This window comes from Dyella japonica DSM 16301 (assembly GCF_001010355.1).
GTDB classification, from domain to species: domain Bacteria; phylum Pseudomonadota; class Gammaproteobacteria; order Xanthomonadales; family Rhodanobacteraceae; genus Dyella; species Dyella japonica.
This window is the reverse complement of the sequence record NZ_JPLA01000003.1, coordinates 110,761-126,233: the sequence shown is the minus strand read 5'-3', so window position 1 is coordinate 126,233 and position 15,473 is coordinate 110,761. Positions and strand designations below refer to the sequence as shown.

At 65.4% G+C, this 15,473-nt stretch carries 15 protein-coding genes; all 15 read right to left on the bottom strand.

Annotated features, from left to right (window positions below):
• Position 1: 1 nt before the first annotated feature.
• The gene (nuoG, locus tag Y882_RS01840; RefSeq protein ID WP_046970161.1) at positions 2-2,323 is read right to left on the bottom strand and encodes an NADH-quinone oxidoreductase subunit NuoG; all 2,322 of its coding nucleotides are present in this window, start codon (positions 2,321-2,323) and stop codon (positions 2-4) included.
• Entirely contained in the window at positions 2,320-3,630 is a 1,311-nt protein-coding gene (nuoF, locus tag Y882_RS01835; RefSeq protein ID WP_046970160.1) for an NADH-quinone oxidoreductase subunit NuoF, read from the bottom strand. The genes nuoG and nuoF overlap by 4 nt, the downstream gene beginning before the upstream one ends.
• A gap of 12 nt (positions 3,631-3,642) precedes the next feature.
• A complete protein-coding gene (gene nuoE / locus Y882_RS01830) occupies positions 3,643-4,170 on the bottom strand; it encodes an NADH-quinone oxidoreductase subunit NuoE (RefSeq protein WP_046970159.1) in 528 nt (175 codons plus the stop codon).
• Positions 4,171-4,188: 18 nt separating this feature from the next.
• Positions 4,189-5,442, bottom strand: a complete 1,254-nt coding sequence (locus tag Y882_RS01825) for an NADH-quinone oxidoreductase subunit D (protein WP_046970158.1) — start codon at positions 5,440-5,442, stop codon at positions 4,189-4,191.
• A gap of 2 nt (positions 5,443-5,444) precedes the next feature.
• Positions 5,445-6,173, bottom strand: coding sequence for an NADH-quinone oxidoreductase subunit C (locus tag Y882_RS01820; RefSeq protein ID WP_046970157.1), 729 nt, complete (start codon positions 6,171-6,173; stop codon positions 5,445-5,447).
• Positions 6,174-6,190: 17 nt separating this feature from the next.
• Positions 6,191-6,748: a NuoB/complex I 20 kDa subunit family protein gene (locus Y882_RS01815; RefSeq protein WP_046970156.1), complete on the bottom strand. Its 558-nt coding sequence runs from the start codon at positions 6,746-6,748 to the stop codon at positions 6,191-6,193.
• Positions 6,739-7,095, bottom strand: coding sequence for an NADH-quinone oxidoreductase subunit A (locus Y882_RS01810; RefSeq protein WP_046970155.1), 357 nt, complete (start codon positions 7,093-7,095; stop codon positions 6,739-6,741). The genes Y882_RS01815 and Y882_RS01810 overlap by 10 nt, the downstream gene beginning before the upstream one ends.
• 511 nt (positions 7,096-7,606) lie before the next feature.
• Complete coding sequence (locus Y882_RS01805) at positions 7,607-7,963, bottom strand: PilZ domain-containing protein (RefSeq protein WP_046970154.1); 357 nt, start codon at positions 7,961-7,963, stop codon at positions 7,607-7,609.
• 98 nt (positions 7,964-8,061) lie between these two features.
• Positions 8,062-8,991, bottom strand: a complete 930-nt coding sequence (locus Y882_RS01800) for a PIG-L deacetylase family protein (protein WP_046970153.1) — start codon at positions 8,989-8,991, stop codon at positions 8,062-8,064.
• Position 8,992: 1 nt separating this feature from the next.
• Positions 8,993-10,564: an ArnT family glycosyltransferase gene (locus tag Y882_RS01795; RefSeq protein WP_162207380.1), complete on the bottom strand. Its 1,572-nt coding sequence runs from the start codon at positions 10,562-10,564 to the stop codon at positions 8,993-8,995.
• A gap of 133 nt (positions 10,565-10,697) precedes the next feature.
• On the bottom strand, positions 10,698-11,633 hold the full coding sequence (holB, locus tag Y882_RS01790; protein WP_046970151.1) for a DNA polymerase III subunit delta': 936 nt from the start codon (positions 11,631-11,633) through the stop codon (positions 10,698-10,700).
• Complete coding sequence (gene tmk, locus Y882_RS01785) at positions 11,630-12,268, bottom strand: dTMP kinase (protein ID WP_046970150.1); 639 nt, start codon at positions 12,266-12,268, stop codon at positions 11,630-11,632. The genes holB and tmk overlap by 4 nt, the downstream gene beginning before the upstream one ends.
• Positions 12,259-13,296 (bottom strand): endolytic transglycosylase MltG, encoded by a 1,038-nt coding sequence (mltG, locus tag Y882_RS01780; protein ID WP_046970149.1) that lies wholly within the window; start codon positions 13,294-13,296, stop codon positions 12,259-12,261. The genes tmk and mltG overlap by 10 nt, the downstream gene beginning before the upstream one ends.
• Positions 13,293-14,117, bottom strand: a complete 825-nt coding sequence (pabC, locus tag Y882_RS01775) for an aminodeoxychorismate lyase (protein ID WP_046970148.1) — start codon at positions 14,115-14,117, stop codon at positions 13,293-13,295. Before pabC ends, mltG begins: the two co-directional genes overlap by 4 nt.
• Positions 14,117-15,469 (bottom strand): aminodeoxychorismate synthase component I, encoded by a 1,353-nt coding sequence (locus Y882_RS01770; protein WP_046970188.1) that lies wholly within the window; start codon positions 15,467-15,469, stop codon positions 14,117-14,119. Before Y882_RS01770 ends, pabC begins: the two co-directional genes overlap by 1 nt.
• Positions 15,470-15,473: the final 4 nt, after the last annotated feature.

Sequence of the window (15,473 nt, the reverse complement as noted above, 5' to 3'; positions counted from 1 at the left end):
TTTACACCTTGCTCAGGGTGAGGGCTGCGCCGTAAGGCGGCAGCGAGACAGTGTCGTCGTGTGCGGCTTCGATCCAGGCCGCGCCATCGGGCACGGTCGCATCGATCGCCAGCGGCAGCACCGCGTCGCTCACGCGCACGGCATCGCCCTCGTCCAGGCCCAGGCGCTTGGCTTCATCCGCGTTGAGGCGGACGGCCGGCGCACGGTTGAGCGGGTGCTTGCTGAGTGCGGTCGCGCGACGGAGCACGGCATCGGACCGGTAGATCGGCCAGGTGGCGAGGCGGCTCAGGCCACCTGTCGACGGACGCGAGGACAGCTCGGCGCGCGGCTGATGCGCACGCTCGCTGATGCCTTCGCGCAGGCCGGCCAGGTCGTCGAACTCGAAACCGGCCAGCTTCATCACGCCGCCCAGTGCACGCAGCACCTTCCAGCCCGGACGCGCATCGCCCGGCGCCTTCGCACCGGCGGCCACGCTCTGCGCCAGGCCATCGACATTGACCAGGGTGCCGTCGATTTCCGGCAACAGGCCGATCGGCAGGATCACTTCGGCCACCTCGCGCAGCGCATCGCTGGCATAGGCGGTGAACGCCACCACCTTCTGCGCGCCCTTGAGCGACTTCAGCAAGGCAGCGCCGTCGGCCACGTCCTGCGGCTCGACGCCGTACAGCACATACGCCTTGCGCGGCTGGGCCAGCATGGCCTGCGCGTCGAGGCCGCCATTGCCCGGCAGCACGCCGACGCGGCCCAGGCCGACGGCGTTCGCACCGACCGGCAGTTCGTTGTAAGCGGCACCCGTCGCCTGCGCGATGAACTGCGCCACGGCACGCAGCCACGAGGCCTGCGGATGGGTGACGGCGGCTTCGCCGAGGATGACGACCGCGCTGCCGCTCTTCAGATCGGCAATCGCGTCCTTGTCACCCTCGTCGCACGACGCAGCGTGGATCGCATCGGCCAGGGCGGCCGGTGCGGTGGCACCCGCTTCGACCACGCCCTTGGCCAGCGACAGCAGCGCATCGACCAAGGCCTGCGGCGCCACGATGGCTTCGCCGGTCAGCTTGTAATTGAAGTTGAAGCTCGCCGGATTGACGGCGTAGACCTTGGCGCCCTTCTTCACCGCCTGATGGATGCGGTGATTGAGCAGCGGCATCTCGTGACGCAGGTCGGAACCGACGAGCAGCGCCGCCTTGATCTTGTCCAGCTCGGCAACCGGCTTGGCGAACGCCGTGGCGATCGCGTTGTCGGCAAAGTCCAGCTGACGCACGCGGTGATCGATATGCGCACTGCCAAGACCACGGGCCAGGCGCACCAGCAGGTCGCCCTCCTCGTTGGTGGTGGCTGGATGCACCAGCACGCCCAGCTCGCTGCCCGGCACGGCCTTGAGCGATTCCACGGCAGCGCTCAGCGCGTCGTCCCAGGTGGTGGTGACCCACTGGCCATTGCGCTTGACCTGCGGTGCGCCGACGCGATCGGCGGCGTACAGGCCCTGATGGCTGTAACGGTCGCGGTCGGAGAGCCAGCACTCGTTGATCGATTCGTTGTCGCGCGGCACCGTGCGCAGCACTTCACCGCGGCGCGTGTGCAGCCACAGGTTGGAGCCCAGCGCATCGTGATAGGCCACGGACGGCTTGGCGATCAGCTCCCAGGCGCGTGCCTGGAACTGGAACGGCTTGTTGGTCAGCGCGCCCACCGGGCAGACGTCGATGATGTTGCCCGACAGTTCCGTCTCGATGGTCTTGCCGATGTAGGTGCCGATCTGCAGGTTGTCGCCACGGCTCATGCCGCCCAGCTCGTACGTACCGGCGATTTCGCTGGTGAAGCGCACGCAGCGCGTGCACTGGATGCAGCGGGTCATCTCGGTGGCGACCAGCGGACCGAGGTTTTCATCGGCGATGGTGCGCTTGCGTTCGGTGTAGCGCGACACGCTGCGGCCATAGCCCAGCGCGACGTCCTGCAGTTCGCACTCGCCGCCCTGATCGCAGATCGGGCAATCCAGCGGGTGGTTGATCAGCAGGAACTCCATCACGTCCTTCTGGAACTTCAGGGCGGAGTCGGAGCGCGTGGTGACCTTCATGCCTTCGGCCACCGGGGTGGCGCAGGCCGGCTGCGGCTTGGGCATGGGCTTGCCGCCCATCTCCACTTCCACCAGGCACATGCGGCAATTGGCGGCGATCGGCAGCTTGCGGTGATAGCAGAAACGAGGAATGTTGATGCCGATGGCATCAGCCGCCTCGATGATCATGGCGCCCTTGCGGATCTGCGTGGGCTTGCCATCGACCTCGATGTTGATGAGGTCTAGGTTCGGTGCTGCGGGCTGCGCACTCATGCGGCGGCTCCAAGCTTGTCGTCGACGATGGAGCGACCGTTGACGATGTAGTACTCAAATTCATCCCAGAACTGGCGCAGGAAGCCCTGCACCGGCCACGCCGCGGCTTCGCCGAACGCGCAGATGGTGTGGCCTTCGATCTGGCCGGCAATGGCCTTAAGACGATGCAGGTCTTCCATGGTGCCGTTGCCTTCCACGATGCGATCCAGCACGCGGTGCATCCAGCCGGTGCCTTCGCGGCACGGCGTGCACTGGCCGCAGCTTTCCTTGTGGAAGAACTGCGAGATGCGGCGGGTGAAGCGCACCGTGCAGACGGTGTCGTCGAGCACCACGATGGCGCCCGAGCCCAGGCCCGTCTTGAGGTCGCGCAGCGTGTCGTAGTCGAACGGCAGGCCCTTCAGCTGTTCCGCGCGCAGCACCGGCATCGACACGCCGCCGGGAATCGCACCCTTCAGCGTACGGCCCGGACGCAGGCCACCGGCCATTTCCAGCAGCTCGTCGAACGTCGTGCCCAGCGGCACTTCGAAGTTGCCACCCTTCTGCACGCAACCGGAGACCGAGAAGATCTTCGGACCGCCGTTCTTGGTCTTGCTCTGCGCCAGGAACCAGTCCGCACCCTTGCGCAGGATGGCCGGCACCGAGGCATAGGTTTCGGTGTTGTTGATCGTGCTGGGCTTGCCGTACAGGCCAAAGTTGGCCGGGAACGGCGGCTTGAAGCGCGGCTGGCCCTTCTTGCCTTCCAGCGATTCCATCAGCGCGGTTTCTTCGCCGCAGATGTAGGCACCGGCGCCGAGTGCGCCATAGATGTCCACATCAAGGCCGGTGCCCTGGATATTCTTGCCCAGCAGACCGGCGGCGTAGGCTTCCTTCAGCGCCTCTTCGAAATGCTCGAACGGCTCGTGATGGAATTCGCCACGCAGGTAGTTGTAGGCCACGGTAGAACCGGTGCAATAGCACGCGATCGCCATGCCTTCGATCACCGCATGCGGGTTGAAGCGCAGGATGTCGCGGTCCTTGCAGGTGCCCGGCTCCGATTCGTCGGAGTTGCAGAGGATGTACTTCTGCATGGTGCCCTTGGGCATGAAGGACCACTTCAGGCCGGTCGGGAAGCCTGCGCCGCCGCGGCCGCGCAGATTGCTCTTCTTGATCTCGTCGATCAGGGCGGTCGGGTCGGGCTTCTCGGCGAGGATTTTCTTCCACGCTTCATAGCCACCCACCTGGGTGTAGCTGTCCATCGCCCACGGCTTGTCGAAATGCAGCGTGGTGTAGACGACCTGATGTTCTTGGGGTGCGGGTCCGTAAGCCATTGCGCCCAGCCCTTATTTCAAACCATCGAGGATTTCATCGATCTTCTGGATCGAGAGTCGCTCGTGGTAGTGACCATTGACGGTCATCGCCGGCGCGCTGGCGCAGGCGGCGATGCATTCTTCTTCGCGCTTCAGATAGACGCGGCCATCGGCGGTGCTTTCGCCCAGCTTGATGCCCAGCTTCTGCTCGCAATGTTTCACCAGATCATCGGCGCCATTGAGCCAGCACGAGACGTTGGTGCAGATGGCCACATTGTTGCGGCCCACCGGCTTGGTCTCGAGCATCGAGTAGAAGCTCGCCACCTCGTACGCCCACACGGCAGGCAGGTCGAGGTACTTGGCAACGGCGGTGATCAGCTCGTCGGTGAGGAAGCCTTCGTTCTGTTCCTGCGCGGCAAACAGCGCCTGGATCAGCGCCGAGCGCTTGCGGTCGGGAGGAAAACGGGCAACCCACTCCTCGATGTGATGACGAGTGTGTTCGTTCAGTACGACGAGCGGGTCGACGTTCTTGACCTGCGCGTAATTTCCGGTGGCTTTCATGTGTGGTTTCCTCCGGGCTCAGCGATCGACTTCGCCGAACACGAGGTCATAAGTACCGATCATCGCCACCACGTCGGCCAGCATGTGGCCGCGTACGGTGACGTCCATCGAGGACAGATGGGCGAAGCCCGGCGCGCGCAGATGCACGCGGAACGGCTTGTTCGCACCATCGGATACCAGGTAGCAACCGAACTCACCCTTCGGTGCTTCCACGGCGGCATAGGTTTCGCCCGCAGGCACGCCATAGCCTTCCGTGAACAGCTTGAAGTGATGGATCAGTGCTTCCATGTCCTCCTTCATGCTTTCGCGATGCGGCGGCGCCACCTTGTAGTTCTGCACGATCACAGGACCCGGGTTGGCCTTCAGCCACTTCACGCACTGCTGGATGATGCGGTTGGACTGGCGCATTTCTTCCACGCGCACCAGGTAACGGTCGTAGCAGTCGCCGCCCACGCCCACCGGGATGTCGAAATCAACTTCGGCGTACTTGGCGTACGGCTGCTTCTTGCGCAGATCCCATTCGATGCCCGAACCGCGCAGCATCACGCCGGTCATGCCCCAGGCCTGCGCCTTTTCCGGCGGGATCACGCCGATGCCGACCGTGCGCTGCTTCCAGATGCGGTTGTTGGTGAGCAGTTCTTCGTACTCGTCGACCTTGGTCGGGAAGTCGCTGGTGAACGCTTCCAGATAGTCGAGCATCGAACCTTCGCGCCAGGAATTCAGGCGCTTGAGGTCCTTGCCCTTGTGCCAGGGCGACTCGCGGTACTGCGACATGTGGTTGGGCAGGTCGCGGTAGACGCCACCCGGACGGTAATAGGTCGCGTGCATGCGCGCGCCCGACACCGCCTCGTAGACGTCCATCAGTTCCTCGCGCTCACGGAACGCGTACAGGAACACCGCCATCGCACCCAGGTCGAGCGCGTTGGAACCGATCCACATCAGGTGATTGAGGATGCGGGTGATCTCGTCGAACATCGTGCGGATGTACTGCGCACGCTCCGGCACCTCGATACCCAGCAGGGTTTCGATGGAACGCACGTAAGCGTGCTCGTTGCACATCATCGACACGTAGTCGAGGCGATCCATGTAGCCGATCGACTGATTGAACGGCTTGGATTCGGCCAGCTTCTCGGTACCGCGGTGGAGCAGACCGATATGCGGATCGGCACGAACCACGGTTTCGCCGTCCATCTCCAGCACCAGGCGCAGCACGCCGTGCGCAGCGGGATGCTGCGGGCCGAAGTTCATGGTGTAGTTGCGGATCTCTTGCATGATCAGTTATTCCGCCAGTTATCGGCCGCTTCGGCCTTGGCCTGCAGCAGGTCGGCATCGTCACGGATGACGCGCGGCACCAGCACGCGCGGCTCGATCGACACGGGTTCGTACACCACGCGCTTCTGCTCGGGGTCGTAACGCACTTCGACATTGCCGATCAGCGGGAAGTCCTTGCGGAACGGGTGACCCACGAAGCCGTAGTCGGTAAGGATGCGGCGCAGATCCGGGTGACCGTCGTAGATGATGCCGTACAGGTCGAACGACTCGCGCTCGAACCAGTTCACGCCCGGCCAGATGCCGGTCAGCGAGGGCACGATCGGCAGCGTGTCGTCTTCGCAGAACACGCGCAGACGCAGGCGCTGGTTGTTCTCCAGCGACAGGATGTGCACGACCGAGGCGAAGCGGCGCGGTGAGGATTCGGCATGCGGACGGTCAGCCCACTTGAAGCGGCCCACGGCCTCGCCTTCCACGCCACGCGAGAAGCCGGTGCCGGACACGGTTTCGGTGTCCCATTCGGTCTGGCCGTAGCCCAGGTAATCGATGCCGCAGACGTCGATCGGCACGCCAAAGCGGAACGAGGCTTCGTCGCGCAAAGCCGTGGCCACCGCGAGCAGGTCGGCGGCGGCCACTTCGGCGGTGACTTCGTTGCGGACGACGCTGATCGTCAGCGTGTCGCCGAATCGCGCGGACAGACGCTCGGCCAGCGAGTTGAAAGAGGTATCAGTCATGCTCTGCTGCGCCTTTGTCAGGAACGCGCGATGGTGTTGGTGCGGCGGATCTTCTTCTGCAACTGCAGGATGCCGTGGATCAGCGCTTCGGCCGTCGGCGGGCAGCCCGGCACGTAGATGTCCACCGGCACGATGCGGTCGCAGCCACGCACCACGGAGTACGAGTAGTGGTAGTAGCCGCCGCCATTGGCGCAGCTACCCATGGAGATGACCCACTTCGGATCGGGCATCTGGTCATAGACCTTGCGCAACGCCGGGGCCATCTTGTTGACCAGCGTGCCGGCCACGATCATCACGTCGGACTGGCGCGGGCTGGGGCGGAACACCACGCCGTAGCGGTCCAGGTCCAGGCGCGCGGCGCCGGCATGCATCATTTCCACGGCGCAGCAGGCCAGACCAAAGGTCATCGGCCACATCGAACCGGTGCGCGCCCAGTTCATCAGGGCGTCGACGCTGGTCGTGGCGAAGCCGCGCTGCATGACAGGGTTGTCTTCGGCCGGACGCAGGATGTCGTCCACCAGGTTCAACGGCTGCGGGTTGTGCATCACCCGGTCAAGCGACGAGATCACTCCCATTCCAGTGCTCCCTTCTTCCACACGTAAGCAAAACCAATGACAAGGAGCAGCAGGAACAGCGCCATTTCAATCAGCGCGATCAGGCCGATCTTCTGGAACACCACCGCCCACGGGAACAGGAAGGCGATTTCCAGATCGAAGATGATGAAAAGAATCGCCAACAGGTAGTAGCGCACGTCAAAACGCATGCGCGCGTCTTCGAAGGCTTCGAAGCCGCACTCGTACGGCGAGAGTTTCTCTGCTTCGGGGCGACGCGGACCTGCCAGCAGGCCAATGGCCAGCAGCACCACGCCAAGGCCGGCGGCAACGCCGATGAAGAGCAGAATGGGCCAGTATTCGGCAAGCACGGTGAAACGTACCTCCGCGCCTTCATTGGCGCATCAGTGACCGTCGGGGAAACGGTCCGCGGAACTTGGGTTCGGCATGGCCCGCAAGGGCCAAAGGCTAGGCGCCACGATCACCTGCATTGGGGGCAGCGAGCGTCCGACTTCCCTCGATCTGAATCGAGGGATCGCGACATTGTATCAGTGCGCTTAACAACAACAAGCCTTGACGGCTATTTGGAAGGAGATTTGCAGGGGTTTCTTCCAGCGGTCGTAAGCCATTGCGACCAAGGTCTTAGAGCCTGCTCACGATCTCCTCGTAGCCCGCGTTGTTCTTGAGTGGCCCCAGCCGGCAGCGCGTGGCGCCACGCGCTGCCGGCTGGGGGCCACTCAAGAACAACCCTTCGGGCCGGGTCTGTTTGCCCCCAGGACCGCGTCATCACTCAGTCGTGTACGGACGTACACTCCATCGTTCTTCCTTGTCCTGGGCGCAAACAGATCCCGGCGCGGGCCACGAGGAGATTGTGAACAGGCTCTACATGGTATGCGTCGGGCGCTCGGATCCGGTCAGGCCGGCCAGGATGTTCTCAATCCGGGTACGCGCCACTTCGCCATCGGACGATTCGTTGAACTGCACGCCGATGCCGGCCGTGCGGTTGCCCTGCGCACCGACCGGGGTGACCCAGACCACCTTGCCGGCCACCGACAGGCGCTCGCCTTCATCGGTGAGGTTGATCAGCAGCACCACCTCGTCGCCGAGGGCGTACTTCTGGGCCGTGGGGGCGAACAGGCCACCGTGCTTCAGATAAGGCATATAGGCGTTGTAGAGCGACGCCGTGTCCTTGATCTTCAACGAAATGATGCCCTGGCGGGCGGCAATGGCCGGATTCATGACTGCTCCTGTACGCCGCTGATGCAGCGCCCCTCAGCCGCATCGTAGCGAGCGGCCGGCCTTGGCCACAAGCGAGATGTCGACGGAATGTGACGGCGCTAGAGCTCGCACCAGCCCCAGCGGTCGAAGATCCAGGGCGACGGCAGATTCATGTGCAGCTTGAGGAAGCGCGGCCCCGGAGCGGCCGGATCCAAACCGTGCAGCACGTAACGTCCCTGCCCGTCCATGCTCAGCGGCGCCTGGCGCCACGGCCATTGGCGGACGCCGCGCTCGTCGACCAGGGTCAGGCGCAGCCAGCGCTGGAGCAGGCGCGATGGCTGCCATGGCAGGACGGCCGATTCGGCCGCCACCGATGTCCCGCGAACCGCCTGATACCGCTCGCCTCGATCGGCCAGACGGCGCATGCGCTTGCCGCTCAAGGCCATCTGGCTGCGATGGCAGGCGAGAGCGGCCATCTTGGTGGCGTGAATACCGACTGAGGAATCGAGCTTCACCCTGCCCTTGCCGGTGACTTCCTGACCGTGCACCAGGTAGGCCAGCATGCGCGGCGCCTCGCCGTCGGCACCGGCTACCGCCAGCCGGGTCAGCACATGGGCGGCGCCGTGATCGGGATGGTGATCGCCCAGCGCGGGCAAGGCGACCAGGGTGGGACGAAACGCCTCCAGGCACTGGACCACCATCTCGACACTGGCATCGAGCTGATCGCAAAGCCGACGGGTGATGCCCATGTCCGGCCAGCCCAGTGGCTGCAATGCCTCGCCGGTCACGCCCAATTGGGCCAGCGCCTGGGTGACCTCGGTACGCCGGCGCTCACCCCAGCGGCGGCGCTCGTCGGCGCCGATGCGCAGCCGGCGTTCCACCCAACGCTGCGGCCAGGGATTGTTGTCGCCATTGGTGAGCAGCAGGATCTGCACCTCGCCGCCGGCCTGGCGCACCTGCAGGATCAGCTCGCCGGTCGCGATCGATTCGTCATCCGGGTGCGGCGCGACGACCAGCAGTCGCGTCCGGGCATTCAGGCTCAAGCTCATATCAGCCTCCCGTGACAGGAGGCGCCGGACGCCAGCCGCGATCGAAGGCCTGCGACCACACATACGCCACGGGCGTGCCGCCGCTGAGCACCAGATGGTGGGTGCCGCGGCCCAGGAACCAGTGGTCCGCCGGCGGGGCGCCATCGAGGCTGCCGCTGAGGCGCTGGTGTCCATCGGTCACCACGTAGTCTCCGGGTACATTCACATCGATGGTCTGCTGGGGCTGATGATCGGCAAGCATACGGCCGGCGATCCAGATGTCGCCGCCCGCCTGCACATAATTGAGCATCACGAAGCGCGCGCTCGACGGCGGCAGGCGACGCAACACCACCAGCATGGTCCGATGGTTGACCAGGTCGTCGACGATGGTGTCGGCCATCTGCCCACGGCGCAGGCGCCGCATGGCCAGGCTCTCCAGCACGGGGTAGTAAGGGCGCATGCGGAAGATCGAGTCGCCCTTGGGGTCCATCACCGTGTCGGTTTCGTTCGTGTAGCGCAGCACGCTCGACAGCTCGTTGCGCTGTTCGGCCAGGTCGTCCTGCCACGGCGGCGCATAGGCTATGACGGTCGCCATTTCTGCCACCAGCAACACCAGCAACAACGCGCCGCGCAAGATCGGCCGCGTGTTCAGCCATTGCCAGGTCGCTGCCAGGCCGGCAGAGGCAATCGCGAGCGTCGGCAGCACCGGCAGGAAATCCTGCTTGGTAATGAGCGGCCAGATAAACCAGATCAGCAGCAGGTACAGACCACCCTGCAAGGCAAAGAACACGGTCCAGTCGAAACCGCCTTCCGAACGCTGGCGCGCTTCGCGCACGCAGAAGACCACCAGCACCGCCGCGAAAATCAGAAACCACAAACCTTGCTGCGCCGCATGCCGTTTGTTGGCGCCGCCGATGTTGTACTCGGCCAGCCCATACCAGGCGTCTTCCAGCAAGCCATGCGTGCCCAGCCAGATCGTCCAGATCGCCGGCACCACCAGCACACCCACCAAGGCCGCGATCCAGCAGCGCACACCGGCACGCGGCGCATGCGACGGACGCATCAGCCGCACCACGCCAGCCGAAACGATGGTGGTGACCAGCAGCACCAGCGTTTTCTGCGATACCGACAACGCGCAGCCCATCGCCAGGCCGGCGATGAAGTAACGCCACAGGCGCGGCGGCGCTCCTGCCACGAACGCCATGCCCAGCAGCCACATCGCCATCCACATGTCGTCGGTGCGGAACTGTCCGCTGACCACGAAGAAGCGCGGGAACAAACCGGCCACCAGCACGACCACGGCAGCGACGCGCCACCCGTAGAGCCGCTGCGCCATCCAGCCTGCCGAACCCAGCGCAATCACATACCAGAACTGCATGGCCAGGCGCAGCCAGGTCAGCACATCGGGACGGTTGTCCAGCCACTTGAGCAAGGGCGAGTGCAGCCAGCCGAATAGCGGGCCATGGTTGTCGAACACATCGCGGTACGGCAGCAGCCCTTGCGTCCACGCCCATGCCACGTGCGCGTGCTGCGCTTCGTCGGAGTTGAGCGTGTACGCATTGAGCCATGCCAGTCGAAGGACCAGCAGGAACAAGAGCGAAATCCACGGCCAAATGGGGAGCTGGCGTTGGGAGGCAAACTTCATCGGCGAAGCGTAGGCAGGCGGCCTGTCAGCGGCCTTTCCCTAGGGGAAACGCGGTGACTGCCACATGGTTGTCACGCTGGCCTCAGTGCCAGCGTGCAAGCAATTCCAACAGGAGCAGATCGCCGCGCAAGGGACCACGCAGTGATTCGCGCGTGCGATTGGCCGCCATATACCACTGGTCGAGCCCTTCGGCGTCCAGCTGACTGGCCAGCGGCCCCTGCCCCGCGGTGGCGCGCAACTTCAACTCTTCGGCCGCCGCCTGAGCGGCAAACCACAGGCGCTGCTGCGGCTCGTTGTCGAGCCAGCGGCGCGCCACTTCCATGGCCTCGCCACGTCCCGCCGCCAGCGCGCCGAGATCCTTGCGGACCTCCTGCCGACGCACGAGCGCACCTTGTTCGGCCCACGCGCGCGCCATGCCGGGATTGCCGCCTGCCGCATCGAGCGCAGCGGCAGCATCCTTGACGCCTTGCTGCTCCAGCCAGGCCAGCGCCTGCTCGCGCGGCGGCAAGTGAAATTCAATGCGCTGGCAGCGGCTGCGGATGGTCTGCGGCAGGCGCCAGGGCGCATCGGCGACCAGCAGCAGCAAGGTCTGCGGCGAGGGTTCTTCCAGCGTCTTGAGCAAGGCGTTCGCCGCCGCCGTGTTCATCGCATCGGCCGGATCGATGCACACGATCTGCCAGCCGCCGAACTGGCTGGACATGGCCAGGCGGGCGGACAGCTCGCGCACCTGGTCGACTACGATCTCGCTGCGCTGCACGCCGTCCTTGCGCAGGCCAAAACTCAGCGTGGCGAAATCCGGATGCGTGCCCGCCGCAAACAACAGGCAGCTGCGGCACTTGCCGCACGGCTCGCCGTGTTGCGGATGCTGGCACAGCAGACCCTCGGCGAAGCGGCGCATGAAGTCGCGCTTGCCCAGGCCTTCCGGCCCGCACAGCAGGAGCGCGTGCGGCATCGCATTGCGCTCACGCCGCGCCTGCAGGCGCTCCCAATGCTCCTCATGCCAGGGCATCACGCTCATGCGGTGGCTCCGAATAGATGATGCGTGGCATCGATGGCGGCAGCCAGCACTTCCGGCGGCGTCAGCGTGGCGTCGATGATGCGAAAGCGCACCGGCTCCACCGCGGCGCGCGCACGATAAGCCGCACGCACGCGCTCAAAAAAGGTATCGCCTTCGACTTCGATGCGATCGGCTTCGCCGCGCCCAGCGGCGCGGGCACGTCCGGTGGCGACGGGAAGATCCAGCAACAGGGTCAGGTCGGGCGTCAGACCGTGCGTCGCCCATTGTTCAAGCGTGGCGATGCGCTCGTTCGGCACACCGCGGCCACCGCCCTGGTAGGCATAGCTCGCATCGGTGAAACGGTCGCACAGCACCCACTGCCCCGCCGCCAGCGCCGGTTCGATGCATTCGCGCACCAGCTGCGCGCGCGAGGCGAACATCAGCAGCAATTCGGATTCGGCGCACATGCCGCGATGCGCCGGGTCGAGCACGATGGCCCGCACTGCCTCACCGAGCGGCGTGCCGCCGGGTTCGCGCGTCTGCACCAGATCCACACCCTGCGCGCGCAAGTGCTGCTGCAGGCCAGCGAGCAGCGTGCTCTTGCCGGCGCCTTCGCCGCCCTCAAGGGTGATCAACTTGCCTCGTGTCATTGGCATCGCTTCAGCTGAAAACAGGCCACGTTGCGATTGTGCTCGTCCAGCGTACTGGAGAACACATGCGTGCCGTCGCCACGCGCCACAAAGTAAAGCTCCGAACCCGGGGCCGGATGCAGGGCCGCTTCAATGGCGGGCTTGCCGGCCATGGCGATCGGCGTCGGCGGCAGGCCGGCGCGGGTATAAGTGTTGTACGGCGTATCGGTAGTCAGGTCGGACTTGTGGATATTGCCGGTGTACGACTCGCCCATGCCGTAGATCACCGTGGGGTCGGTCTGCAGCAGCATATGCGTCTGCAGCCGGCGCACGAATACACCGGCGATGCGCGCACGCTCATCGGCGCGGCCGGTTTCCTTCTCCACGATGGAGGCCAGGATCAGCGCGTCATACGGCGTGGCCAGCGGCACGTCATTGTCGCGTTGTGCCCACAGCGAGTCCAGCATCTTCGCCATCGCGGCGTGCGCGCGGCGCAGGATGTCCAGGTCGCTGTCGCCCTTCACATAGGCATAGGTCTCGGGCAGAAAGCGTCCCTCGGGCATTTCGCCCGGCGCGCCGATCTTGGCCATCAGCGCGGCATCATCCAAGCCCGCACCATCCTGCTTAAGACGATCCGCCTTTGCCAAAGCCTGGCGCAGGTCGCGGAAGTTCCAGCCGTCGACGATGGTGAAATTGCGCTGCAGGACTTTGCCTGCGGCCATATTGAGCAACAGCTCGCGCGGCGTCATGCCCGCGGTCAGCGCATATTCGCCGGCATGCAAGCGGCCGGCCACGCGCAGTTGCTCGGCCAGCACGCGCCAATACAGCGGGCGTGTCTCGGTCACGTGCTGCTCGCGCAACTGACCAACCACATCGCGCAGGCTGCTGCCCTTGGCCACATCGACGCTGGGCGTCTGCGGCGACACCGCCAGCGGCGTGCCGACGAAACGCTGGTAATCCATCCATCCGTAGGCGACGCCACCGGCGACTGCCAGCAACACCAGCACGATCAGGCTGCGCCAGAGCGCCCGCCCCTGCATCTTGTGTCCACTCATGCCTGCTCCATCGGAAAACCCAGGCCGCGCCAATGCTGTTGCAAAGCGCGGGTGACCGGCCCGGCAACATACACGGTATCGCCCACGGCCTGAACAGGCAGGATGCCGCGTACGCTGGAACTGAGGAAGACCTCACGGGCACGGGCAAGCTCCACCGGACGCAGGCCCTGGATGCGTACACCCGGGCGGCTGGCGAGTATTTCGGCGCGAGCCACGCCCGCCACGCCGCAGCGGTCCAGCGCCGGCGTGACCAGGGCGCCATCGAGCACGGCGAACAGATTGCTCATGGTGCCCGAGATGACTTGCCCCTCGGCATCGCAAAGCAGGCCTTCGGCCACCGTGGGATCGGACCATTCGGCGCGCGCCAGCACCTGCTCCAGGCGATTGAGGTGCTTCATGCCGGCCAGCAGCGGCTGCGCGGCCAGGCGGGTGTCGCACCAGCGCACGCGCAGGCCCTCGCGATAGGCATCACCGGTCATGGCCGGCGCGTCGAAGCCGGTCACCACGCGGGTCGGCGCAACGGCCTGAGGCGGGGCATAGCCGCGCTCTCCAAGCCCGCGCGTCAGCGTGATGCGCACGACCGCATCGTCCATGCCTTCGATCACCAGCGCCGCTTCGCGTGCCAGTTGCGGCGCGTCGGGCGCTGGCAGGCGCAAGCGGATGCAGCTCTCGCGCAAACGGTCCATGTGCCGCGGCCACAGTGGCGCCACGCCATCGACGAAGCGAACGGTTTCGAACAGGCCGTCGCCGTAGGACAAGCCGCGATCAAATGCCGAGACGGTGACAGACGGCGCACCGTTGACCAGTACGCGGTCCGTCATCAGCCCTGCACTCCCAATGCGCGCAGCAGACCGCGCGCCTTGGCGCGCGTTTCGTCCAGCTCTTTATCCGCCACCGAGTCAGCCACGATGCCCGCGCCTGCGCGCAGCGTGACGTCGGAACCTGCCAGGGTGAACGTGCGGATCAGGATATTGAGATCGAGATCGCCGTTGCGATCCAGGTAGCCGAGTGCGCCGGTATACGCGCCACGCGGCGCATCTTCCAGCGCGGCGATGATCTCCATGCAGCGCACCTTGGGACAGCCCGTGATGGTGCCACCCGGGAACGTGGCGGCAATCACTTCACCCGGCGTCACCGCGTCGCGCAGGCGACCGCGCACGTTCGACACGATGTGATGCACGTGGGCGTAACTCTCCACCACCATCAGCTCGTTCACTTCGACCGTACCCGGCACGCAGACGCGTCCCAGGTCGTTGCGTTCGAGATCGATCAGCATCACGTGCTCGGCGCGCTCCTTGGGATGCGTGCTAAGTTCAAGGATGCGGGCGGTGTCGTCGTCGCCCGGCGTGCGCGGCCGCGTGCCGGCGATAGGACGCGTCTGCGCCAGGCCATCGCGCACTTCGACCAGACGCTCGGGCGAGGAACTCACCACCGCCCATTCGGGCTGCTGGAACAGGCCCGCGAACGGCGCCGGGTTGGCTTGCCGCAGCGACAGATACAACTGCGCAGGCGAAACAGGCTTGGCGTAATGCGCATGCCAGGCCCGCGAGAGATTCACCTGGAAAATATCGCCGGCGTGCAGATGTTCATGGATGCGCGCCACGCCATCGAGAAACAGCGCAGGCTCGTCCTCGCTGCACGCATCGGGTGCAGGCAGCGCAGGCAGTTCGATCGCTGCGCAGAGATCGGCTTCCATGGCATCGAGCAGATCGTGATGCCCCTGCTCCGCCACCAGCACCGTGCAGCCACGCGCGTGGTCGACGATCACCGCCGCCGGACAGCGCATTGCCACTGCCGTCGGCAACACCGTCGACGAACGAAGCTGCAGGCGCGTTTCGATCTCGCCAACCAGCTCATAGGCGAGAAACAGCAGCCAGCCGCCATGGAACGGCAAATCGCTTGAGTCATCACGCGGCAACCGTGCCGCACGCCATGCCTGATCCAGCGCGCCGAGAAAACCGCCCTGCATCGACTCGCCCTGACCGTCGATGAGTTGCCCATCGGCACGCAGGGTCAACGCTTCCTGCGGAAACGCGAACAGAATGTCGTAGCGCGACTGCGGCGTACCATGGGTCACGCTCTGCAGCAGGCCCGGATAGCGCCCCGGAAATGCAGCGGCCGGCGCGAGGAGATCGCGCCGGCCGTGCAGGGTCTTGCGATGTAGCGTGGTCACTTCG